Below are 23575 nucleotides of genomic sequence, written 5' to 3'. Positions count from 1 at the left end.
CCCTGTGAGTAACGACATGGATTCTTTAAAACAGACAACATTGCTGGCAAAACCAAAGCTGCACAGCACTAACGACCCCAGTGGCATCGGTCACCTCGATACGCTAGATCCTTCGGTCCCTGTACTGATCCGGATCGGTCCCTATATTGGCATGATGGACAGTGACTACATCGAGTTGTTTTGGGGCGACCAGGAAGGATCGATTGCTAATTACACAGTTAAACCTGGCGATACTGCCGAAGGGACGGGCTCTTTTGTCACGCTGCCGGTGGATCAACGGTACATCGTGCCACCTGCGGACATTAATCCACACTATCGGGTAGACACTTGGTATACGGTAAAAAGACTGGTGGGCGGCACGTTCAATAAATCCGAACGCCTGCCAATAACCGTAAAACTGACGGTCCCCGGCGGCATTGATAACACGCCTGACACGCCTTATATCAATGAGAACCTGAGCCTGTGCACGATAACGCCCGAGGGCACTATCGGTAACGGAGACCTCGATCAGGTGACGGTCAATATCGCAGCCTATCAAAACATGGAGATCAACGATGCGATCACCGTTTTCTGGCACGGAACACCCGTGAGGCACTCGCTGGATGAGCTTCCAGCGGCGGATCAACTCATTAGCGTGTCGATCCCCCGAGAAACCATTATTGGCGCGGGTGACTCCGACACACTGGTGGGAATGTACGAAGTTCGTGACACCGTAAACAACTGGTCGCGCTTTTCCCTCCCCACGTATGTCGAAGTCGAAGCTGGCAACTCCACCCTTCCCGCCCCGGTCGCACCACAAGCGGCCAATATGGAGTTGGACCTTGCATCCCTTGCCGGGGCCGATGTGCAGGCGCTGGTGCTGTCTTATCCGGGGATCAATGCCACGGACGAAATCACTTTCACCGTCGAGCGCAACACGGCGGAAGGGTTGGGGCTGGACCCTTATGTCGCGATGAAACCGGTGGGCACGTCCATCGGGTTTGTGCAGTTCCTGATTCCCAATGAACAATTCGAGCCGATTGCCCAAGGCCGGGCGCGGCTCAAGTACAAGGTCAGGAAAGTGTCCGGCGAGGAGCAGCGCTCCAAGAGCCTGCCGCTGACCATCGTGGGTGAGGCTCAGGTGCTGGCGCCACCGAAGTTGCCTGCTGCGGAGGAGAATAACGGTGTGCTCGACCCGACGGCGCACAATGTCATCGCCCAAGTGCCAGCGTATTACTTCATGGCCGATGGCAATGACGTCACTCTGGTGTGGATGGGCAAGACCGCCAGCGGTGCCAATGTGATTCATGAAGAGGTGAAAAACCTCAACAGTGATGACGTTGGGCAAACGGTGGCGTTCTTGATCCCTGACGATAAAGTCAGTGCGCTGGCGGGCGGTACGCTTGAACTTTATTACACGGTGACTACATTCGCCCGGGCGTTTTTCAAATCGCCTTCGCTGCAGGTGCAAGTCGGCACTGACGGGGGCGCATTGTTACCGTCCCCCTCTGTCGATGGCGCAAGTGCAGATGGTGTGCTTGATCCGGCGGACATCGTGCTAGAAGCCGTGGTTCGTGTCAGGCCATACGCGGGCATGGCGCCGCTGGACAAGGTCACGTTGCATTGGGATGGCAGCACGCCGGACGCCAGCTACAGCACTAGCACAACACTCAACAGCGGCATGTTGGGCAAGGACGTCATTTTCCGGGTCAAAAAGCACTATGTGGACGCCAACCTCGATGGCAGCGTTGCTGTGCGGTATGAGGTGGTGCGTGGTAATCGCACGCTTGCCTCGGAAACGCTGCTACTCAAAATCGGCGCCACGGTCATCACTCCCCTGCCCGATCCAACGGTCAAGGAAGCCAAAGAAGATGGCACCCTTGACCCTGTCGATACGTTCAATGGAGCAACAGTGGTCATTGACGCCAGCGCGAATCTGAAGGAAGGCGACTTCGTGACCGTGTCATGGCAATCGCCGGGCGGGAGGTACGCTAAAGATAAAGCCATCTCCGCCAGTCAAGCAGGACAAGAGTTGTTGGTGATTTTTTCGGGAACGATAGTTGCCAATGACCTCGGCAATAAGGTGCAGATTTATTATGTAGTCACCCGCGTCGACGGCACGATTGAACAGTCAAACGTCCTTGATCTGCTGATCGACACAGCCCTCTCTCACCTTCCCAAGCCGGCTGTCGCAGGTGTAGACGTTAATAACATCATGAACCTGGAAAACGTACCTGGTTATGGCGTACTGATAACAGTCCCCCGTTACACCGGCATCGATGAAAAAGACAGCATCGTCGTTAAATGGGACGGACCTCAAAACCACGTAACCCCTGCGAAAGAGGCTGGCACTGCGGCTAATATTGAATTCGTCGTGCCCAAATCCGTTGTGATCGGCAGCGCCGATGGTGCCGTTCAGGTCACTTACGAGGTGACTCGTAATAATGCTTTGCCGCTGGTTTCGCCGGCGACTGCGTTCAAGGTCGTGGCCGGTGCCAAGCCTCCGTTGATCATCGACACCTCTGAACTGGTGCTGAGCGCTCGGCACTTGCGAGCAGCGGCCACGCCTAAGTTTCCACCTGCCGGAGCGTTCGCGCAGCGAGTGGCCTCGGGTGGGGTCGCACCTTACCGTTACGAGTCCAGCGCACCAACGATTGCGGAGGTCGACGCAACGGGACGAGTCATCTCGGTCAGCAATGGCGCTGCCGCCATCATCGTCACTGACAGCGCGGGTCAACGCGTCAGCTATAACGTAAAAACCTCAAATGTCCTGACGTTTGTGTATTTCATCTTCCACACCTACACCGAAGCTATGAAACCGGTAAACAGCGCGGGTGCGCACATGCCTTCGTTGGCCGACTGGAATACATTACGTGCCAATTACGGCGGTGATCCGGGACTCAGCTACGAAGCAGGCCGAGATAGCCGCGCTTGGGCTGCGGACGTTGCCGGTTTAGGTAAACGCTGGGCGATTTTTCCCCGGGATGGCCGAACGTTAGCACTCAAAGACGTCGGTTTTGGCGGGGAAGCGGCTCACGCGTTCGGCATGAAGGGCTGATTGAACGACTAAGTTCCAAGTACTAAGCCTGCGATGCCGCAGGCTTAGTACTTTAAACGGACTACTTCATCAAAAAATCTACCAGCCTTTCGGCCGCTTGATCCAACACCGCATCGCTACTCACACCCGCCGACTTCAACGGTTTCAGGTCGTGATTGCCTGTCGGCACCCAATAAATATCGATAGCGCTGGATAATTCATACCCGTCTACCGCCTCCCGATTCCCCAACGCGTCCCTTTCCCCCTGCACGATCAAGGTTGACGTCTTCAATTCAGCCAAATGCGCCACCCGAGGTTTTTCCGGTTTGCCCACGGCATAGAACGGGTAACCCAGACACACCAGCGCATCTGCGCCCAGCTCATCAGCCACCAGACTGGCCATTCGTCCGCCCATGGACTTACCCCCGACAGCCAGGCGTCCAGCGACGTGTGGTCGCACCTGGGCATAGACCTGCCGCCAGCAGTCGAGCAATTGCGCTTGCGGGTTGGGGGGACGTTTGCGGCCGTCGAGGCGTCGTTGAGCCATGTAGGGAAACTCGAAGCGCATCACGTTGACGCCCCGCACGGCAAGGCGTGCAGCCATGTCGGTCATAAATTCGCTGTCCATGGGTGCGCCTGCGCCATGGGCCAGGATCAGGGTCGGCGACGTGTCAAAAAACCTCTGAGGAGCGGGACTCCATAACCAGCCATTAGTTCGCGCCAGTAGTTCGCATTGATCCCCGTCAATACCGGCACTTAGTCCTTCTCTCATGCTTACCTCGCTTTTGATTAGTCTGCCTATAACTCGGTGCTATGACTCGGACCTCTGATCCGGACCAAAGAAGATGGGAACACACCTAAATGAACACAACTAACAGTACCGCCTACAACTATAAGGTGGTCCGCCAATTTGCCATTATGACGGTGGTGTGGGGCATCGTCGGAATGGGGCTCGGCGTTTTTATCGCCGCGCAATTGGTTTGGCCTGAACTCAACTTCAACTTGCCCTGGACTACGTTCGGTCGTTTGCGTCCACTGCACACCAATGCGGTGATTTTCGCGTTCGGCGGCTGTGCGCTGTTTGCCAGCTCCTACTACTCGGTGCAACGCACCTGCCAGACCCAACTGTTCGCGCCCCGACTGGCGGCGTTTACGTTCTGGGGTTGGCAACTGGTGATTCTGTTGGCCGCCATTACCTTGCCGCTGGGTTATACCAGCTCCAAGGAATACGCCGAACTGGAATGGCCGATCGATATTCTGATCACCATCGTCTGGGTCAGCTACGCCATCGTCTTCTTCGGCACGCTGAAGAAGCGCAACACCAAGCACATCTATGTCGGTAACTGGTTCTTCGGCGCCTTTATCATCACTGTGGCGATTCTGCACCTCGTCAACAACATGGAGATACCCATCAGCCTGACCAAGTCCTACTCCGTGTATGGCGGGGCGACTGATGCGATGGTGCAGTGGTGGTACGGACACAACGCCGTAGGCTTTTTCCTGACCGCAGGCTTTTTGGGGATGATGTACTACTTCGTTCCTAAGCAAGCTGAACGGCCGGTGTATTCCTATCGCCTGTCGATCGTGCACTTCTGGGCGCTGATCACCCTGTATATCTGGGCTGGCCCGCACCACCTGCACTACACCGCGCTGCCGGACTGGGCTCAGTCACTGGGTATGGTTATGTCACTGATTCTGCTGGCACCAAGCTGGGGCGGCATGATCAACGGCATGATGACGCTCTCGGGCGCCTGGCATAAATTGCGCGACGACGCGATCCTGCGCTTCCTGGTCGTGTCACTGGCGTTCTACGGCATGTCGACCTTTGAAGGGCCGATGATGGCGATCAAGACCGTCAACGCCCTCTCCCACTACACCGACTGGACCATCGGTCACGTGCACGCGGGCGCTCTGGGTTGGGTGGCGATGATTTCCATCGGTGCGCTGTACCACATGATCCCGAAAATCTTCGGCCGGCCACGTATGCACAGCGTCGGCTTGATCAACGCCCACTTCTGGCTGGCAACTATCGGCACCGTGCTGTACATCGCCTCGATGTGGGTCAACGGTATCGCTCAGGGCCTTATGTGGCGCGCAGTCAACGAAGACGGCACGCTGACTTACTCGTTCGTCGAAACCCTGGTGGCCAGCCATCCTGGCTTTATCGTGCGGCTGGTGGGCGGCGCGATCTTCTTCAGCGGTATGTTGCTGATGGCCTACAACACCTGGCGCACCGTACGGGCCTGCGTGCCTGCCGAAGCTGCCGCCGCAGCGCAGATGGCCTGAGGAGTTCGCCATGAAACACGAAACAATCGAGAAAAACGTCGGCCTGCTGATGTTGTTGATGGTCTTGGCTGTGAGCATCGGTGGCCTGACACAAATCGTCCCGCTGTTCTTTCAGGACGTGACCAATAAGCCGGTTGAAGGCATGAAGCCCTACACCGCGCTGCAGCTGGAAGGTCGCGATATCTACATCGCCAACGGCTGTGTGGGTTGTCACTCGCAGATGATCCGTCCGTTCCGTGCTGAAACAGAACGCTACGGGCACTACTCGGTCGCCGGTGAAAGCGTCTGGGACCATCCGTTCCTGTGGGGCTCCAAGCGTACCGGGCCTGATCTGGCACGGGTCGGCGGGCGTTACTCCGATGACTGGCAGCGCGCGCACTTGTACAACCCGCGCAACGTGGTGCCTGAGTCGAAAATGCCTGGCTATCCATGGATGGTGAACGAACCTGTCGACAGCAGCCACACCGTAACCAAGCTCAAAACCATGCGCAGCCTCGGCGTGCCTTACACCGACGCCGACATCGCCGGGGCCGTTGAAACGCTCAAAGGCAAAACCCAGATGGATGCACTGATTGCCTACTTGCAGGTACTCGGCACCTCGATCAAGAGCAAGAGGTAAGCCATGGATATCGGAGACTTACGCGGTCTTGGCACGCTGGTGGTGGCAATCGCATTTATCGGGTTGGCCTTTTGGGTCTTCAACAGTAAACGCAATCCGGAGTTCGCTGAAGCGCGCATGGCGCCTTTCGCGGACGAACCGCTGCCATCTCACGCTGAAGAACAATCTGTTGTAGAGCACCCTGTTGAGCGGAGTACCCAGCCATGACCACATTTTGGAGTACCTACATCTGTGTACTGACCATCGGCAGCCTGATCGGCCTTACGTGGCTGCTGATCGGCACCCGTAAGGGCGAAACCAAAGGCAGTACCGATCAGACCATGGGGCACAGCTTCGACGGCATTGAGGAGTACGACAACCCACTGCCCCAATGGTGGTTCATGTTGTTTGCCGCAACTCTGGTGTTCGCGGTCGGCTACCTGATCCTCTACCCAGGCCTGGGCAACTGGAAAGGCATTCTCCCCGGCTATGCGAATGGCTGGACCAGTGTCAATGAGTGGCAAAAGGAAATGGACAAGGCTGACACCAAGTTTGGGCCTATTTTCGCCAAATTTGCTGCCATGCCCGTGGAAGCAGTCGCCAAAGACCCACAAGCGCTGAAGATGGGCGGACGTCTGTTCGCCTCCAACTGCGCCGTCTGCCACGGTTCGGATGCTCGGGGGGCCTATGGCTTTCCCAACCTGACAGATACCATTTGGCGATGGGGCGGCAGCGCCGACACTATCAAGACCACCATCATGGGTGGCCGTATAGCCGGCATGCCAGCCTGGGGTCCGATTCTCGGTGAGGAAGGGGTGAAAAACGTCGCAGCGTATGTACGTCACTCCCTCGCAGGACTGCCATTGCCAGCCGATGAAACCGCCAATGTCGAAGCCGGACAGCAAGTGTTCAACACCAATTGCGTAGCCTGCCACGGCGCAACAGGTCAAGGCACGCAAGCGATGGGGGCGCCGAACCTGACGCAACCGACCGGTTTCATCTACGGCAGCAGTCTGACCCAGTTGCAGCAGACTATCCGTTATGGTCGTCAAGGTCAGATGCCAGCGCAGAACGAGCAGCTGGGAAATGACAAGGTGCAGTTGTTAGCCGCCTATGTTTATAGCCTGTCACAGGGTACTGCTCAGCAAGAGGCGCCAACAGCCAAGGCACAATAACGATTCAGCAACCCGGACAATCTCTGGGCTGTGCGTGAATGCCGCTCCTGTTACAGGAGCGGCAACTCCTTTCCCTCCGCGACCAAGTGTCGCACCCGTCGTTAGTACACCTTCCCACTCCCGACATTCAGGACTAAGCTTGCCGGCATAGTGGACTGCCAACAGTGGGCCACAGGTCAAGTGATACGAATGTTTTCGGCGATTGTGCTCGATAACTTGCGCAAAAAGCTCATCTACAGCGGCTATGGTCCGCGGGTTGTTGGTTTTGCGTTTTGTTTCGTCCTTTTCCCGCTGCATTCCGCCAGCCTGGAACCCTCACTTTTTTTCGTCCACTGCGGCATTTCGTCACTGCGCCTGACAGCTCCCTGACCGTGCTGAAATGACCGCAGAATCAGCTTCAGGAAGCGGTTGCAAGGCGTTGATCGCATTGCAATGGCAACTCGCTTTCTCCATACTGCGGCCGCTTTTTTATCCCTAAAAAACACCCAAACCGTGGAACCTTAGAATGAGCACAGCAATCAGTCCGACTGCTTATAACTATAAGGTAGTCCGCCAGTTCGCCATCATGACGGTGGTCTGGGGGATCCTTGGCATGGGGCTTGGTGTCTTTATCGCCTCACAGCTTGTTTGGCCCGAGTTAAACCTCGGCCTTCCGTGGACGACTTTTGGACGCTTACGCCCGCTGCACACAAACCTGGTGATCTTCGCCTTCGGTGGTTGTGCACTGTTTGCCACTTCTTACTATGTCGTGCAGCGAACCTGCCAAACGCGACTGATCTCCGACAGCATGGCCGCCTTCCACTTCTGGGGATGGCAAGCAGTGATCGTCGGCGCAGGCATCACGTTGCCGCTGGGCTACACCACTACTAAGGAATACGCCGAACTGGAATGGCCTCTCGCCATTTTGCTGGCCATCGTCTGGGTAACCTACGCTGCGGTGTTCTTTGGCACCATCATGAAGCGCAAAACCAAGCACATTTATGTGGGCCTCTGGTTCTATGGCGCCTTCATCCTCGTGACGGCGATGCTGCATATCGTCAACCACGCGTCGCTGCCCGTGACCCTCTTCAAGTCCTACTCGGCCTACTCCGGTGCGACTGATGCGATGATCCAGTGGTGGTACGGCCACAACGCGGTAGGTTTCTTCCTGACCACCGGCTTCCTGGGGATGATGTACTACTTCGTTCCGAAGCAGGCCGAGCGTCCGATCTACTCCTATCGCCTGTCGATCGTGCACTTCTGGGCACTGATCACCCTGTACATCTGGGCAGGCCCGCACCACTTGCACTACACCGCTCTGCCAGACTGGGCTCAGTCGCTGGGCATGGCGATGTCGATGATTCTGCTGGCGCCAAGCTGGGGCGGCATGATCAACGGCATGATGACGCTGTCAGGTGCATGGCACAAACTGCGTACCGACCCGATTCTGCGCTTCCTGGTCGTATCGCTGGCGTTCTACGGCATGTCGACCTTCGAAGGCCCGATGATGGCCATCAAGACCGTCAACTCGCTGTCTCACTACACTGACTGGACCATCGGCCACGTACACGCCGGCGCTCTCGGCTGGGTAGCGATGATCTCGATCGGTTCGCTGTACCACATGATCCCGAAAATCTTCGGTCGCCCTCAGATGCACAGTGTTGGCTTGATCAACACCCACTTCTGGCTGGCTACCATCGGTACCGTTCTTTACATCGCTTCGATGTGGGTCAACGGCATCACCCAGGGTTTGATGTGGCGTGCGATCAACGACGACGGCACCCTCACTTACTCCTTCGTCGAAGCATTGCAAGCCAGCCATCCGGGCTTCATCGTCCGCGCACTGGGTGGTGCATTCTTCGCCAGCGGCATGCTGTTCATGGCTTACAACGTGTTCCGCACCGTACGCGCCTCGAACCCGGCTGAAGCTGAAGCCGCCGCTCAGATCGCTGTAGTTGGAGCTCACTGATGAGACACGAAGTAGTCGAGAAGAATATCGGCCTGCTGGCCTTCTTCATGGTTATCGCCGTCAGCATCGGCGGCCTGACCCAGATCGTCCCCCTGTTTTTTCAGGACGTGACCAACAAGCCGGTTGAAGGCATGAAGCCTCGCCCGGCGCTGGAACTCGAAGGCCGCGATGTTTTCATCGCCAACGGTTGTGTCGGCTGCCACTCGCAGATGATCCGTCCGTTCCGTGCTGAAACCGAACGCTACGGCCACTACTCGGTCGCTGGTGAAAGCGTCTGGGACCACCCGTTCCTGTGGGGTTCCAAGCGTACCGGTCCGGACCTGGCCCGCGTCGGCGGTCGTTACTCCGATGACTGGCAGCGCGCGCACTTGTACAACCCGCGCAACGTAGTGCCCGAGTCGAAAATGCCTGCCTACCCGTTCTTGGTAGAAAACAAGCTCGACGGCAAGGACACCCCGAAAAAAATGGAAGTCTTGCGTACGCTCGGCGTCCCTTACACCGACGAAGACATCGCCGGTGCAAGTGCTGCTGTGAAAGGCAAAACTGAAATGGATGCGTTGGTCGCCTACCTGCAAGGTCTGGGCACCATCATCAAAAGCAAACGGTGATATTGATGGATATGGGGATGATTCGCGGCCTGGGCACCGTCGTAGTGATGGTGGCTTTTATCGGCCTGGCATTGTGGGTATTCAGCGGACGACGCAAGGCAGAGTTCGACGAAGCAACTTTGCTGCCCTTCGCGGATGACCCCGAAGCCATCAAGCACGTTGAGCAAGAGCAAGCTTCTAGGAGTAACAAAGAATGACTACTTTCTGGAGTCTGTACGTCACAGTCCTCAGTTTGGGTACCATCTTCGCCCTGACCTGGCTGCTGCTGTCCACCCGCAAGGGCCAGCGCAGCGAAGCGACAGAAGAAAAAGTGGGCCATTCCTTCGACGGTATCGAGGAATACGACAACCCACTGCCAAAATGGTGGTTCATGCTGTTCGTGGGCACCATCATCTTCGCGCTGGGCTATCTGGTGCTTTACCCGGGTCTGGGTAACTGGAAAGGCCTGCTGCCTGGCTATTCCTACCTGGACAACGACAAGAAAACCGAATTCGCCAATGGCCAATCCGGTTGGACTGGCGTGCACGAATGGGAAAAAGAAATGGCTAAATCGGATGCTCGATTTGGTCCGATTTTTGCCAAATTCGCATCCATGCCGATCGAAGAAGTCGCCAAAGACCCGCAAGCTTTGAAGATGGGGGGCCGACTGTTCGCCTCCAACTGCTCAGTTTGCCATGGCTCCGACGCCAAAGGTGCTTACGGCTTCCCGAACCTGACCGACGAAGACTGGCGTTGGGGGGGTGAACCGGAAACCATCAAGACCACCATCATGGGTGGCCGCCATGCGGTCATGCCTGCTTGGGGTCCGGTCATTGGTGACCAGGGCGTACGCGACGTCGCAGCGTTCGTTACCACCCAACTGGATGGCCGCAAGCTGCCTGAAGACGCTAACGCCGATCCGGTTGCAGGCCAGAAACTGTTCGCTACCAACTGCGTGGCATGCCACGGTCCGGAAGGTAAAGGCACCGCTGCAATGGGCGCACCTAACCTGACTCACCCGGCGGCATTCATCTACGGTTCGAGCTTCGCGCAACTACAGCAGACCATCCGTTACGGCCGTCAGGGCCAGATGCCTGCTCAGGCATTGCTGCAAGGCAATGACAAGGTTCACCTGCTGGCTGCTTACGTCTACAGCCTCTCCCATGGAGACAAGGCTGCTGCCGCTGAGTAAAGCGAACGCGTGACCGCAACACACAACGGCCCCGCCAGTGAAAACTGGCGGGGCCGTTTTGGTTTTAGCTGTCTGATGATTTAGCCATACAGACCCCTTCGAGAATAAATTCGCGTACGGGTGAGTAATCTGCGGGAGCGAACACATTCGCGAAATCGCGGTATATTCCCCTCTGTCATTACGCCCTACCCGTCAAAACCGACCATAATCCATAAGTCAATTGATTCAGGTCATTACACCAACATTCGCTTTCACCCAACGCGACCAAAGGTCGCACCCCCGGGCCAGAGCGAGAGGCGTATCATTGGCGCCTTAGCGACACTCTTTTGACCACAGTCGGCACGCACTGGCTGAGGCTTTTTCCACTGCCGTGGGACGCACTAATGAGCAACCAGATTCCGGTACACAATGTCACTCCGCCGCCTAAAAAAGACAGCAGCGGTGTCGATCTCTATGCTTCCCGTGAAAAAATCTATACCCGTGCCTTCACCGGCCTGTTTCGCAATTTGCGGATGATGGGCGGTGCCGGGCTATTCCTGCTGTACTTCGGTACGGTCTGGCTGAACTGGGCGGGCCATCAGGCCGTCTGGTGGAACCTGCCAGAGCGTAAGTTCTACATTTTCGGCGCCACCTTCTGGCCGCAGGATTTCATCCTGCTCTCCGGCATTTTGATCGTCAGTGCCTTTGGCCTGTTCTTCATTACCGTATTCGCCGGGCGCGTGTGGTGCGGGTATACCTGCCCGCAAAGCGTCTGGACCTGGATTTTCATGTGGTGCGAGAAGGTCACCGAAGGTGATCGTAATCAGCGCATCAAGCTCGACAAAGCGCCGATGTCCGGCAACAAGTTCTTGCGCAAGCTCAGCAAGCACAGCTTGTGGCTAATCATTGGCTTCGCCACGGGCCTGACCTTCGTCGGCTATTTCGCCCCTATCCGTGACCTGACCATTGATTTTTTCACTGGGCAGGCTGATGGCTGGGCGTATTTCTGGGTCGGCTTCCTCACCCTCGCCACGTATGGCAACGCGGGCTGGCTGCGCGAACAAGTGTGCATTTACATGTGCCCGTATGCGCGTTTCCAGAGCGTGATGTTCGACAAAGACACCCTGATCGTGTCCTACGACCCACGTCGCGGCGAAAAACGTGGCACACGGAAAAAGGATATCGATTACAAAGCACAGGGTCTGGGGGATTGCATCGACTGTACGATGTGCGTACAAGTCTGCCCGACCGGCATCGACATCCGCGACGGCCTGCAGATCGAATGCATCGGTTGTGCAGCCTGTATCGATGCATGCGATACCATCATGGACAAGATGAACTACCCACGCGGGTTGATCAGCTACACCACTGAACACAACCTGTCCGGGCAGACAACGCACAAACTGCGTCCGCGCCTGATTGGTTATGCTGTGGTGCTGCTGGTGATGATGAGCTTGCTGGCGACCGCCTTTTTCATGCGTCCGCTGGTTGGTTTCGACGTCAGCAAGGACCGCGTGCTATATCGCGAGAACGCAGAAGGCCGGATCGAAAACGTTTATAGCCTCAAGGTCATGAACAAGGATCAGGTCGATCACACCTACACTCTCGATGCCTCTGGCTTGCCTGACCTGAAACTGCAAGGTCGTCGCGAATTCAAGGTGCAGGCGGGTGAGATCATCAGCATGCCGGTCGAATTATCGAGCGCACCGGAGCAACTGCCGTCGAGTACCAACGAGGTGACTTTCACCCTCAAGGATGCTGACAACAGTGGCACCCACGTTCAAGCCAAGAGCCGTTTCATCGGCCCGCAAATTCGCTAAGAGAAGTTAGTCATGTCCGTAGCAAACGCCTCTAGCCCTTGGTACAAGCACCTTTGGCCATGGATAATCATCGGCATCCTCGCCTGTTCGGTGACGCTGACCTTGTCGATGGTGACGATCGCCATCAATAACCCGGATAACCTGGTCAACGATAATTATTACGAGGCTGGCAAAGGCATCAATCGCTCGCTGGACCGTGAACTGTTAGCCAAGAGCCTCAACTTGCGCGCCGCGGTGCACCTGGATGAGCTGACAGGTGAAACCGAGCTGCGGCTGACGGGTGACAGCCAGCCGGAAACCGTGGAACTCAACCTGATCTCGCCGACGCAACCGGAAAAGGATCGCAAGATCATCCTGGCCCGCAGTGCGTCCGAGCCTGGCCGCTACATCGGCCAATTGAGCGACAAGGTCGAAGGTCGGCGCTTTGTCGAACTCCTCGGCGTGCAGAATGGCCAAACCTGGCGCATGTTCGAAGAAGAGCAAGTGCTCAACGGGAAACAGCTGTTGCTGGGCGACGAGCCACTCCAGGGCGCGGAAGACCTGAAAAACTGATCTGACGCAATGACCACGCCAACCCCCTGCTACCATTGCGCGCTGCCGGTTCCTGCTGGCAGCCGCTTCACGGCTGTCGTGCTCGGGGAAACCCGCGAGCTGTGCTGCCCAGGTTGTCAGGCAGTGGCAGAGGCTATTGTCGCTGGCGGCCTGGAAAGCTATTACAGCCATCGCAGTGAAGCGTCGGCCAACCCGGAAACGTTGCCCGTGCAATTGGTCGACGAACTGGCCCTGTACGATCGCCCTGACGTACAGGCACCCTTTGTGCGCCATGAAGGCGAACAGGCCGAAGCGACTTTGCTCATGGAAGGTATCAGCTGTGCCGCCTGTGGCTGGCTGATCGAGCGTCATCTGCGCAGTTTACCTGCCGTGGCCGAAGCCCGACTGAACCTGTCCAACCATCGCTTGCATGTGCGATGGGCCGATAGCCAGCTGGCGCTGAGCCAGGTACTCAGCGAATTACGCAGCATCGGCTATGCCGCACACCCTTATCAGTCCGACCGCGCCACCGAGCAACTGGCCAGCGAAAACCGTCTGGCCTTGCGCCAACTCGGCGTTGCCGGGTTGCTATGGTTCCAGGCGATGATGGCAACCATGGCCACCTGGCCGGAATTCAATATCGACCTCAGCCCGCAGATGCACACCATCCTGCGCTGGGTCGCGATGTTCCTCACCACGCCTATCGTGTTTTACAGCTGTACACCGTTCTTTAAGGGTGCCGTGCGCGATCTACGTACGCGCCACTTGACCATGGATGTTTCGGTTTCCCTCGCCATCGGCAGCGCCTATATCGCCGGTATCTGGACGTCGATCACTGGCGTTGGCGAACTGTACTTCGATGCAGTCGGCATGTTCGCCCTCTTCCTCTTGGCCGGCCGCTACCTGGAACGCCGCGCACGCGAACGCACGGCGGCAGCCACGGCACAGCTGGTCAATTTACTGCCCGCCTCTTGCCTGAGGCTCAGCGCCGACGGTCAAAGCGAGCGAATCCTGCTCAGCGAACTGCGCCTGACCGACCGGGTGCTGGTGCATCCCGGCGCCATATTGCCAGCTGATGGCAAGATTCTCGAGGGCCAGTCCAGCATCGATGAATCACTGCTGACCGGCGAATACCTGCCGCAGCCGCGAACCGTAGGCGACGCGGTCACCGCAGGCACACTCAATGTCGAAGGCGCGCTGACCGTGCAAGTTCTGGCCTTGGGTCACGACACACGCCTGTCAGCCATTGTCCGCCTGCTGGAACGCGCCCAAGCTGAAAAACCCCGTTTAGCGGAAATTGCCGACCGCGCCGCCCAATGGTTTCTGCTGCTGTCGCTGATTGCCGCCGCCGTTATCGGTCTGATCTGGTGGGAACTCGACTCATCTCGGGCCTTCTGGATCGTGCTAGCCATGCTGGTCGCTACCTGTCCGTGCGCGCTGTCGCTGGCAACGCCCACGGCGCTGACCGCCGCCACCGGCACTCTGCACAAACTGGGCCTATTGTTAACCCGCGGTCATGTGCTGGAAGGTCTGAACCAGATCGACACCGTGATTTTCGACAAGACCGGTACGCTCACCGAAGGTCGATTGGCACTGCGCACCATCCGCCCTCTGGGGGAACTGGATGCGGATCGTTGCCTGAGCCTGGCCGCAGCCCTGGAAAATCGCTCCGAACACCCTATTGCACGGGCATTTGGGCGCGCGCCGGTGGCCGCTGAAGATGTCCACAGCACGCCGGGCCTTGGTCTGGAAGGCCTTGTCGGCGAACAGCGCTTGCGCATCGGCCAGCCGGGATTTGTCTGCGAGCTCAGCGCCTGCGCACTGCCACCGACGCCCGACGAAGCCGGCCAGTGGCTACTGCTTGGCGACACTCAGGGTGCCCTGGCATGGTTCGTCCTCGATGATCGTCTGCGTGCCGATGCTCCCGCACTGCTGCAAGCGTGCAAGGCGCGCGGCTGGAAGACCCTGCTGCTCTCCGGCGACACGTCTCCGATGGTCGCCAGCGTAGCAGCCGAGCTGGGAATCGACGAAGCCCGTGGCGGTCTGCGCCCGGACGATAAACTTCAGGTGCTGCAAGCGCTGCACCAGCAAGGTCGCAAAGTGTTGATGCTCGGTGACGGGGTCAACGACGTACCGGTACTGGCCGCAGCAGATATCAGTGTCGCCATGGGTTCAGCCACCGACCTGGCCAAGACCACCGCCGACGCAGTGCTGCTGTCCAACCGCTTGCAAGCGCTGGTGCACGCGTTCAGCCTGGCGCGGCGCACCCGCCGGGTAATCATTGAGAACCTGCTGTGGGCAGGCCTGTACAATGGCCTCATGCTGCCCTTCGCGGCGCTCGGCTGGATCACCCCCATCTGGGCAGCGATCGGCATGTCCATCAGTTCGTTGACTGTGGTACTGAACGCCTTGCGTCTGACCCGCATGAAAGGCCTGCAAGACGCCACCCTTCTCAACACCCGCCCGCTGCCAACATGAATCGGCGGCCGGCTTCGGAGGCTCCATGCCGGCTCTATACATAATGATTCCAGCGGCGCTGTTGATCGTCGCAATCGCCATCTACATATTCTTCTGGGCGGTGGACAGCGGCCAGTACGATGACCTCGACGGTCCGGCACACAGCGTTCTGTTCGACGATCAGGACCCTCAACATCTGGCCGCCATGGAAGAAGCCACCGGCCACAAACCGGTACCTCAGGCCGAAAACAAAGACCAGGCCCCGCCCCATGCTTGAACTGGCCCCCCTGCTGGTGTCGGCAATCATCCTCGGTCTGCTTGGCGGCGGCCATTGCCTGGGCATGTGCGGCGGCTTGATGGGCGCGCTGACCCTGGCAATCCCCAAAGAACAACGTAGCCGGCGCTTTCGCCTGCTGCTGGCGTACAACCTGGGGCGAATTCTCAGCTACGCCACCGCTGGCTTGCTGATTGGCCTCGCGGGCTGGGCAGTGGCCAACAGTCCAGGCGCGATGATCATGCGCGTGATCGCGTCGCTGCTATTAATTGCGATGGGTCTGTATCTCGCAGGATGGTGGAGCGGCCTGACCCGCATCGAAAGCCTGGGGCGCGGCCTGTGGCGGCATATACAGCCGTTTGCCAGCCGCTTGCTTCCGGTGTCGAGCATGCCTCGCGCATTACTGCTTGGGGCGCTCTGGGGTTGGCTGCCCTGCGGCCTGGTCTACAGCACCCTGCTGTGGTCGGCCAGCCAAGGCAACGCCCTCGACAGCGCGCTGCTGATGCTCGCCTTTGGCTTGGGCACCTGGCCTGTGCTACTCGCCACCGGGCTTGCTGCCGAGCGCACCACTGCCCTGCTGCGCAAACGCGGTGTGCGCATGGCCGGCGGCCTGCTGGTTATCCTGTTCGGTATCTGGACGATGCCTGGTCCTCACCAGCATTGGTTGATGGGTCACTAAGCCCTCATCACCAGGAATAAACCGACCCTCCGTCAACGATTTGCCGCCAGAACGCAGGCCGTTGACGCAAATCAACACCGCCCTGAGCACACTTCCCTAGACTCAACGACATTGCCAGCCTATTCGGGAAATACCCGCATGCTCGACGCCATTCGTTGGGATTCCGATCTCATCCGCCGCTATGACCTGGCGGGGCCACGCTACACTTCATACCCCACTGCGGTGCAATTCCAGACCAAGGTAGGGGCATTTGACCTGCTGCATGCTCTGCGCGACAGCCGCAAGGCTCTACGGCCTCTATCACTGTATGTGCACATACCGTTCTGCGCGAACATTTGCTATTACTGCGCGTGCAATAAGGTCATCACCAAGGATCGAGGGCGGGCTCTGCCCTACCTGCAACGTCTGGAGCAAGAAATCCAGATGATTGCCTGCCACCTCGACCCGAAGCAACAGGTCGAACAGTTGCACCTGGGCGGCGGCACCCCGACGTTCCTGAGTCATGACGAATTGCGCCAGTTGATGGCGCATCTGCGCAAGCATTTCAATTTGCTCGACGACGACTCCGGTGACTACGGCATCGAGATCGATCCTCGCGAAGCCGACTGGTCGACCATGGGCCTGCTTCGCGAACTGGGCTTCAATCGGGTCAGCATCGGTGTCCAGGATCTCGACCCGCAGGTACAGCGCGCCGTCAATCGCCTGCAAAGCCTTGAAGAGACCCGCGCCATCATCGAAGCGGCACACACCCTGCAATTTCGCTCGGTGAATATCGACCTGATCTACGGCCTGCCCAAGCAAACGCCTAAGTCCTTCGCCCGCACCGTCGATGAAATCATCACGCTGCAACCGGATCGCCTGTCCGTGTTCAACTACGCCCACCTGCCGGAGCGCTTCATGCCCCAGCGGCGGATCAATGCGGATGAACTGCCGGCGCCAGAGCAAAAACTTGAAATGCTCGAACGGACCATCGAACAGCTGACGGATGCCGGTTACCGCTACATCGGAATGGACCACTTTGCCCTCCCCGATGACGAACTGGCCATCGCCCAGGAAGAGTCAACGTTGCAACGCAATTTCCAGGGCTATACCACCCACGGCCATTGCGATCTGATCGGGCTCGGCGTCTCGGCAATCAGCCAGATTGGCGACCTGTACAGCCAGAACAGCAGCGACCTGAATGATTACCAGACCTTGCTGGCCGGCGACCAACTTGCCACCAAGCGCGGCCTGCTATGCAATGCCGACGACCGCGTGCGCCGAGCAGTGATCCAGCAACTGATCTGCCATTTCAGCCTGAACTTTGCTGGTATCGAATACGCGTTCAATATTGATTTCAGGGGCTATTTCAAAGAGGAATGGCCGCAACTCCTGACGATGGTCAACGACGGCCTGATCGAAATCGATGAGACGGGGATAACCGTGCTACCAGCGGGTCGTCTGCTGGTGCGCTCAGTGTGCATGGTGTTTGATGCCTACCTGAACCACCAAAATCGCCAACGCTTTTCACGGGTGATCTAACCCGATATAGCCCCCCTTTACCGATTGAAGGAGGGCAATACACATCGGTTACTTTGCAGCGGTTTTGGCGTTTTTCTCGATAAGCTTGATCAAGCTGGCGGAGGCCGTAAACAGTGCTGCAGTCAATTGCGCCAACTCCGACTGAATACTGCTCGCCTGTGTCTGCTTCAGCTCCGGGCTCAGGCTTTTGTTCGACATCACCGCCTGCAATCGTGCCTGCGCCTCGGCGATCTGCTTTTGCAGTTCTTTGATCCGTTTTTGGAGCATTTTGATGGGGTCGGTGCTGTCAGCGCTGTCGCTAGCTGCGGCCTTGGCCTTTTCTATTGCAGCGGTGGACAGCTCGACCTTCACGCTTACCGGCGCTTTGCCGGTACCCTCTTCGTCGGTCGACGCGGCTGCAGCAACCGCTCTGGTTTGCGGGGTTGTGGCTTGAAAGCCAGTGCTGCTGGACGCACTGAGGTTGACGGACAACATGAACGGCGCTCCTGAGTCAGTTAGGCCACCACTTGTTATCGGCAGTCGTGCGAAGAGCTTTATCGTCTTGCGTTAAATCTGCTGGCACTGGCCGGAACAGCTTGCGCTGGGTTACCCTTATGTCTTCTGTGTGTTTTCCCACAAGGATTGAAGTCATGTCTGAGCCAGTCAAACTGCGCGCACCTAACCAGGCCCATTGCAAGGATTGCAGTTTGGCCCCGCTGTGCCTGCCGCTTTCTTTGAATCTGGAAGACATGGATGCACTCGATGACATCGTCAAGCGCGGTCGTCCACTGAAAAAAGGCGAGTTTCTGTTTCGACAGGGCGATGCATTTGGTTCGGTGTATGCGGTGCGCTCCGGTGCGCTGAAAACCTTCAATCTCAGCGATGGCGGTGAAGAACAGCTCACCGGTTTCCATCTGCCGAGCGAGTTGGTGGGTCTGTCCGGCATGGACAGCGAAGCCTACCCGGTATCGGCTCAGGCACTGGAAACCACATCCGTGTGTGAAATCCCGTTTGAGCGCCTTGATGACCTGTCGGTTCAACTCCCACAACTGCGTCGGCAATTGATGCGGATCATGAGCCGGGAAATTCGTGACGATCAGCAAATGATGCTGCTGCTCTCGAAAAAAACTGCCGACGAACGCATCGCCACGTTTCTGGTCAACCTGTCGGCCCGTTTCCGCGCTCGCGGTTTTTCGGCCAATCAGTTTCGCTTGAGCATGTCGCGCAATGAAATTGGCAACTTCCTGGGTTTAGCCGTGGAGACAGTGTCGCGGGTGTTCACCCGTTTCCAGTCGAGCGAGCTGATCGCAGCCGAAGGCAAGGAAATCCAGATCCTCGATCCTATCCAACTCTGCGCGCTGGCGGGCGGCTCAATCGAAGGCTGAGGCATGCTATCCATGGCGGCTGCGCTGTAGACTAGCGTCAGCCAATACGCCTCAGGATCCTCTTGATGATTTTCGACGAATTCAGCTTCAAATCCCTTATTCGCCCGGTCATGGACTTCCCTAAACCTGGCGTTGTTTTTCGCGATATTACCCCGCTGTTTCAATCGCCAAAGGCCCTGCGCCTGGTGATCGACAGCTTCGTGCAGCGCTATATCGACGCCGAATTCAGCCACATTGGCGCCATGGATGCTCGCGGCTTCTTGATTGGCTCAATCGTCGCTTATGAGCTGAACAAGCCACTGATCCTGTTCCGCAAGCAAGGCAAACTACCGGCAGACGTGTTGTCCGAGCCCTACCAGACCGAGTACGGCGAAGCATGGCTGGAAGTGCATGCCGACAGCCTGTGTGAGGGCGATGCCATCGTGATGTTCGATGATCTGATTGCCACCGGTGGCACGCTGGTCGCGGCCGCCAACCTGGTACGCCGCATGGGCGCCCATGTCTACGAAGCCGCAGCGATCATCGACCTCCCGGAACTCGGCGGCTCACAGCGCCTGGAAGACATGTCCATCCCGACCTTCTGCCTGACCAACTTTGCGCTGAGCGATAGATAGCGACAGGGGGGAATCAAGCGCCTGCAGGTTTTCGAAAATACACAATCAAAGCCCCATCTGCTTGGCAATGATCTCGTTCATTACCTCACGCGTACCGCCTCCGATTGAAAGGATGCGGTTATCGCGGTACAGGCGCTCCACCAGGCTATCGCGCATATAACCCGAACCGCCAAGGATCTGCACCGCGTCGTAAGTGATGCGGTCGGCGGTGTCGGTGGCGAAGTTCTTCGCCATGGAAATCTCTTTGATCACGCTCTGCCCCGCTGCCATTTTTGCCGCCTGGCGGTAGGTGAATTCGCGTGACACTTCCAACTGCGTGGCCATTTCTGCCAACCGATGCTTGAGCACCTGGAACTTGCCAATCGGTTTGCCAAATGCCTCACGCTGCTTGGCCCAACTCAGGCTCTGTTCAAGCGCCAGTTGTGAGGTCATATTCGCCATCAGCGCCAGTGCCAGGCGCTCATACTGAAAGTTGCCCATGATGCAGGCAAACCCCATGTTCTCCGCGCCAATCAAATTGGCCATCGGCACCCGACAGTCCTCGAAAAACAGCTCAGCCGTGTCCGACGCCCACCAGCCCATTTTCTTCAGCTGCCGACCGACACTAAAACCCGGAGTGCCCTTCTCTATCAGCAACAGACTGATGCCCGCAAACCCAGGCTCACCGGTGCGCACTGCTACGGTATAAAAGTCGGCGCGTATGCCGCTGGTGATAAATGTTTTGCTGCCGTTGACCCGATAGCCGTCACCGTCTCGCACCGCACGGGTTTGCAGGTTCGCCACATCAGAACCACCCCCGGGCTCAGTGATCGCCAGCGCCATGATCTTTTCCCCGCTCAGCACCTGCGGGACAACACGTTCGCGTAGCGCCGGCTGCCCCCACTTGACCACCGGCGGCAAACCAATGTCCAGCGAACCCAAACCGGCGACCAGCCCGGCAGACCCGCAACGCATCAGCTCTTCGCTGGCCGCAACCTTGGCAAATACATCACCTTCATGGCTGCCGCCCAGCGCTTCGGGATAACCAATGCCCAAAATCCCGGCAGCGCCCGCCTTCAGGTAGAGCTCACGCGGAAAGCCTTCGGCCTCCTCCCACTCATCGACGAAAGGCAGTATCTCTCGCTCGACAAAGCGCCGCACGGCGTCGCGGATCAATTGGTGGTTGGGGTCGAAGTATTGCTGAAAGTCGGACATCGGCGCGCTCCACTGAGAGGTTCAGCGAACTTACCGAGCGCTTGCTTGGTTTACAAGCGCTAATCGTTCCTCACGCCGAAGCCTCGAACCGGCGCCGAGGAACGATCCATCACAATGCTATTGGCTTACGCCCTGCAAACGAATGCGCCAATGTACCGCCGTCCACCAGCTCCAGCTCACCCCCCAGCGGTACGCCGTGGGCGATGCGGGAGGTGATCAGGCCTTTGTTGCTCAGCAACTGGGCGATGTAATGCGCGGTGGCTTCGCCTTCGACGGTCGGGTTGGTGGCGAGAATAATTTCGGTGAAGGTGCCCTGCTGCTCGATGCGCGTCACCAATTGCGGAATGCCAATGGCTTCCGGCCCGAGACCGTCCAGCGGCGACAAGTGCCCCTTGAGTACAAAGTAGCGACCACGGTAGCCCGTCTGCTCCACCGCATAGACATCCATCGGCCCTTCGACCACGCACAGCAGTGTGTCGTCACGACGAACATCCGAACATTGCGGGCAAAGATCGTCTTCGGTAAGGGTGCGGCAGAGCCGGCAATGGCCGACGCCCTCCATGGCCTGACTCAATGCCAGCGCCAGGCGCGAACCGCCGCTGCGATCACGCTCAAGCAATTGCAGGGCCATGCGCTGTGCAGTTTTTTGACCGACGCCGGGCAATGTACGCAGAGCATCGATCAATTGGCGAATCAGGGGGCTGAAGCTCATGAGAAAGGTCCGACAAAACAACGAGACGCGGTTTATACCCGCGCCTCCGGTTAGCGTCAATTCAAGCATCAGCGACACGGACGACCAGCTTGCCAAAGTTGCGTCCTTCCAGCAGACCGATAAAGGCCTCGGGCGCCTGTTCGAGCCCTTCGACTATATCTTCACGAAACTTGATCTTGCCCTCTTTAACCCACGGGACCATGGCAGCGAGAAACTCCGCGTGGCGATCGCCATACTCCTCGAACACGATAAAACCCTGAATCCGTGCGCGCTTGGTCAGCAACGTGCGCATCAGCAATGGCAAATGATCGGTCCCTTCCGGCAGCGACTGCGCGTTGTATTGGGCGATCAAACCGCATAAAGGAATCCGCGCACGGGCATTGAGCAGTGGTAGCACCGCGTCGAACACCTTTCCGCCAACCAATTCAAAATAGATGTCGATGCCATTGCCACAGGCTTTCGCCAGCTCATCGGCGAAATGTTCACTTTTGTGATCGATACACGCGTCAAACCCCAACTCATCGACCACGTACCGGCATTTTTTGGCACCGCCAGCGATGCCCACCACGCGCAAACCCTTGAGTTTGGCCACCTGCCCTACCACCGACCCGACCGCACCGGACGCCGCAGCCACCACCAGGGTCTCCCCGGCTTTGGGCTTGCCGATGTCCATCAGGCCCATGTACGCGGTCATCCCTGGCATACCCAGCACGCCGACGGCCATTGAAGGGCTGGGTAGATCCTTGGGCACCGACACCACTTGCGTACCATCGCAGATGCTGTGGGTTTGCCAACCGGTCATGCCTACGACCAGATCGCCCGGCTTGAAATGGGCATTGCGTGACTGCTCGACGCGGCTCACCGCCCCGCCCGTCATGACGTCATTGACCTGCACCGGTTCCGCATAAGACGGCGCGTCGCTCATGCGCCCACGCATATAGGGGTCGAGGGACAGATAGAGCGTACGCAGCAACACCTGACCCTCTTCCAGATCAGGCAGCGCCTCACGCTCCAGACGAAAATTCTCTGGCATGGGTGCGCCTTTGGGACGAGAGGCCAGAACGATGCGTTGGTTGAGGATCAATTCTTGCGCCATAGAGCAGTTCCTTAATCGATAAATTCAGGCTAATACAGAGCAGACCGTTTTGCTCGGCAGGCGTTCGGTCGATATCCAATAAAGCAACCCGTGCAGGCATGGTCTTGCCCACGATAAGCCGGGGACGCGCTCGACCCGCAGGACCTTCTTCGCAGCAAAAAAAAGCCAGGCACGGGGCCTGGCTTCCGGTCACGCTAAAACGTTTTAGAACGGCAGTTTCATGCCCGGTGGCAATTGCATGCCCGCCGTCATGCCAGACATCTTTTCCTGGCTGTTCTGCTCGATCTTGCGCACAGCGTCGTTCACCGCGGCAGCGATCAGGTCTTCAAGGATTTCCTTGTCTTCCTGCATCAGGCTGTCATCCAGGCTGATCCGTTTGACGTCATGACGACCGGTCATCACGACGCTGACCAGGCCTGCGCCCGACTGCCCGGTGACTTCGGCATTGGCCAGTTCTTCCTGCGCCTTGGCCATTTTCTCTTGCATCTGCTGTGCCTGCTTCATCAGGCCGGCCATGCCACCTTTCATCATG

Annotated in this window: 24 protein-coding genes; 18 read left to right on the top strand and 6 right to left on the bottom strand. The window is 58.0% G+C overall.

The window, feature by feature from the left end:
• Positions 1–16 precede the first annotated feature (16 nt).
• Complete coding sequence (locus ACVBEG_RS07760) at positions 17–3037, top strand: hypothetical protein (RefSeq protein WP_443690341.1); 3021 nt, start codon at positions 17–19, stop codon at positions 3035–3037.
• A 61-nt stretch (positions 3038–3098) separates the two neighbouring features.
• Here the strand turns inward: ACVBEG_RS07760 and ACVBEG_RS07755 are convergent, their stop codons facing one another.
• On the bottom strand, positions 3099–3788 hold the full coding sequence (locus tag ACVBEG_RS07755; protein WP_322179878.1) for an alpha/beta family hydrolase: 690 nt from the start codon (positions 3786–3788) through the stop codon (positions 3099–3101).
• Positions 3789–3877: 89 nt separating this feature from the next.
• Between ACVBEG_RS07755 and ccoN (ACVBEG_RS07750) the strand changes: the two genes are divergently transcribed.
• From ccoN (ACVBEG_RS07750) to hemN, 15 genes are all read left to right on the top strand, one after another.
• A complete protein-coding gene (ccoN, locus tag ACVBEG_RS07750; protein WP_322179879.1) occupies positions 3878–5302 on the top strand; it encodes a cytochrome-c oxidase, cbb3-type subunit I in 1425 nt (474 codons plus the stop codon).
• Between the two features lie 10 nt (positions 5303–5312).
• On the top strand, positions 5313–5921 hold the full coding sequence (ccoO, locus tag ACVBEG_RS07745; protein ID WP_447107539.1) for a cytochrome-c oxidase, cbb3-type subunit II: 609 nt from the start codon (positions 5313–5315) through the stop codon (positions 5919–5921).
• Positions 5922–5924: 3 nt separating this feature from the next.
• Positions 5925–6128, top strand: coding sequence for a cbb3-type cytochrome oxidase subunit 3 (locus tag ACVBEG_RS07740; protein ID WP_322179881.1), 204 nt, complete (start codon positions 5925–5927; stop codon positions 6126–6128).
• Positions 6125–7075 (top strand): cytochrome-c oxidase, cbb3-type subunit III, encoded by a 951-nt coding sequence (gene ccoP / locus ACVBEG_RS07735; RefSeq protein WP_322215556.1) that lies wholly within the window; start codon positions 6125–6127, stop codon positions 7073–7075. The genes ACVBEG_RS07740 and ccoP (ACVBEG_RS07735) overlap by 4 nt, the downstream gene beginning before the upstream one ends.
• 189 nt (positions 7076–7264) lie before the next feature.
• Positions 7265–7444 carry a hypothetical protein gene (locus ACVBEG_RS07730; RefSeq protein WP_322179886.1) on the top strand — a complete coding sequence of 60 codons (180 nt, stop codon included), beginning with the start codon at positions 7265–7267 and terminating at the stop codon, positions 7442–7444.
• A 136-nt stretch (positions 7445–7580) separates the two neighbouring features.
• A complete protein-coding gene (ccoN, locus tag ACVBEG_RS07725; RefSeq protein ID WP_322179887.1) occupies positions 7581–9023 on the top strand; it encodes a cytochrome-c oxidase, cbb3-type subunit I in 1443 nt (480 codons plus the stop codon).
• The gene (ccoO, locus tag ACVBEG_RS07720) at positions 9023–9631 is read left to right on the top strand and encodes a cytochrome-c oxidase, cbb3-type subunit II (RefSeq protein WP_322179888.1); all 609 of its coding nucleotides are present in this window, start codon (positions 9023–9025) and stop codon (positions 9629–9631) included. The genes ccoN (ACVBEG_RS07725) and ccoO (ACVBEG_RS07720) overlap by 1 nt, the downstream gene beginning before the upstream one ends.
• Positions 9632–9636: 5 nt before the next feature.
• Positions 9637–9828, top strand: coding sequence for a cbb3-type cytochrome oxidase subunit 3 (locus ACVBEG_RS07715; protein WP_219060523.1), 192 nt, complete (start codon positions 9637–9639; stop codon positions 9826–9828).
• Positions 9825–10802 (top strand): cytochrome-c oxidase, cbb3-type subunit III, encoded by a 978-nt coding sequence (gene ccoP, locus ACVBEG_RS07710; RefSeq protein ID WP_322179890.1) that lies wholly within the window; start codon positions 9825–9827, stop codon positions 10800–10802. Before ACVBEG_RS07715 ends, ccoP (ACVBEG_RS07710) begins: the two co-directional genes overlap by 4 nt.
• 383 nt (positions 10803–11185) lie before the next feature.
• Positions 11186–12601: a cytochrome c oxidase accessory protein CcoG gene (gene ccoG, locus ACVBEG_RS07705; RefSeq protein WP_322179891.1), complete on the top strand. Its 1416-nt coding sequence runs from the start codon at positions 11186–11188 to the stop codon at positions 12599–12601.
• Between the two features lie 12 nt (positions 12602–12613).
• The gene (locus ACVBEG_RS07700) at positions 12614–13153 is read left to right on the top strand and encodes a FixH family protein (protein ID WP_322179892.1); all 540 of its coding nucleotides are present in this window, start codon (positions 12614–12616) and stop codon (positions 13151–13153) included.
• A gap of 9 nt (positions 13154–13162) precedes the next feature.
• A complete protein-coding gene (locus ACVBEG_RS07695; RefSeq protein WP_322179893.1) occupies positions 13163–15610 on the top strand; it encodes a heavy metal translocating P-type ATPase in 2448 nt (815 codons plus the stop codon).
• A gap of 25 nt (positions 15611–15635) precedes the next feature.
• Positions 15636–15866 carry a cbb3-type cytochrome oxidase assembly protein CcoS gene (gene ccoS / locus ACVBEG_RS07690; RefSeq protein WP_322179894.1) on the top strand — a complete coding sequence of 77 codons (231 nt, stop codon included), beginning with the start codon at positions 15636–15638 and terminating at the stop codon, positions 15864–15866.
• Entirely contained in the window at positions 15859–16542 is a 684-nt protein-coding gene (locus ACVBEG_RS07685) for a sulfite exporter TauE/SafE family protein (protein WP_219060517.1), read from the top strand. Before ccoS ends, ACVBEG_RS07685 begins: the two co-directional genes overlap by 8 nt.
• A 138-nt stretch (positions 16543–16680) precedes the next feature.
• Positions 16681–18063: an oxygen-independent coproporphyrinogen III oxidase gene (gene hemN, locus ACVBEG_RS07680; protein WP_322179895.1), complete on the top strand. Its 1383-nt coding sequence runs from the start codon at positions 16681–16683 to the stop codon at positions 18061–18063.
• Between the two features lie 48 nt (positions 18064–18111).
• Here the strand turns inward: hemN and ACVBEG_RS07675 are convergent, their stop codons facing one another.
• Positions 18112–18537, bottom strand: a complete 426-nt coding sequence (locus ACVBEG_RS07675; RefSeq protein WP_447107538.1) for a DUF1931 family protein — start codon at positions 18535–18537, stop codon at positions 18112–18114.
• 155 nt (positions 18538–18692) lie between these two features.
• Here ACVBEG_RS07675 and fnr point away from each other — a divergent pair, with 155 nt between their 5' ends.
• Both fnr and ACVBEG_RS07665 read left to right on the top strand, forming a co-directional pair.
• A complete protein-coding gene (gene fnr / locus ACVBEG_RS07670; RefSeq protein ID WP_219060514.1) occupies positions 18693–19427 on the top strand; it encodes a fumarate/nitrate reduction transcriptional regulator Fnr in 735 nt (244 codons plus the stop codon).
• A 65-nt stretch (positions 19428–19492) separates the two neighbouring features.
• On the top strand, positions 19493–20041 hold the full coding sequence (locus tag ACVBEG_RS07665) for an adenine phosphoribosyltransferase (protein ID WP_322179897.1): 549 nt from the start codon (positions 19493–19495) through the stop codon (positions 20039–20041).
• A 45-nt stretch (positions 20042–20086) separates the two neighbouring features.
• On the opposite strand, the gene ACVBEG_RS07660 is transcribed toward ACVBEG_RS07665, so the two are convergent.
• The 4 genes from ACVBEG_RS07660 to ACVBEG_RS07645 all read right to left on the bottom strand — a co-directional run bounded on the left by ACVBEG_RS07660 (position 20087) and on the right by ACVBEG_RS07645 (position 23574).
• Entirely contained in the window at positions 20087–21235 is a 1149-nt protein-coding gene (locus ACVBEG_RS07660; protein ID WP_322179898.1) for an acyl-CoA dehydrogenase family protein, read from the bottom strand.
• A 109-nt stretch (positions 21236–21344) separates the two neighbouring features.
• Positions 21345–21947, bottom strand: a complete 603-nt coding sequence (gene recR / locus ACVBEG_RS07655) for a recombination mediator RecR (protein WP_322179899.1) — start codon at positions 21945–21947, stop codon at positions 21345–21347.
• A 61-nt stretch (positions 21948–22008) separates the two neighbouring features.
• A complete protein-coding gene (locus tag ACVBEG_RS07650; protein WP_322179900.1) occupies positions 22009–23043 on the bottom strand; it encodes an NADP-dependent oxidoreductase in 1035 nt (344 codons plus the stop codon).
• A 204-nt stretch (positions 23044–23247) separates the two neighbouring features.
• Positions 23248–23574 carry a YbaB/EbfC family nucleoid-associated protein gene (locus ACVBEG_RS07645; protein ID WP_219060509.1) on the bottom strand — a complete coding sequence of 109 codons (327 nt, stop codon included), beginning with the start codon at positions 23572–23574 and terminating at the stop codon, positions 23248–23250.
• Between the last annotated feature and the right edge of the window lies 1 nt (position 23575).

Source organism: Pseudomonas sp. GG8, assembly GCF_052976945.1.
Note: the sequence above shows the minus strand (reverse complement) of the source record. Positions and strands in the feature narration are given on the sequence as shown.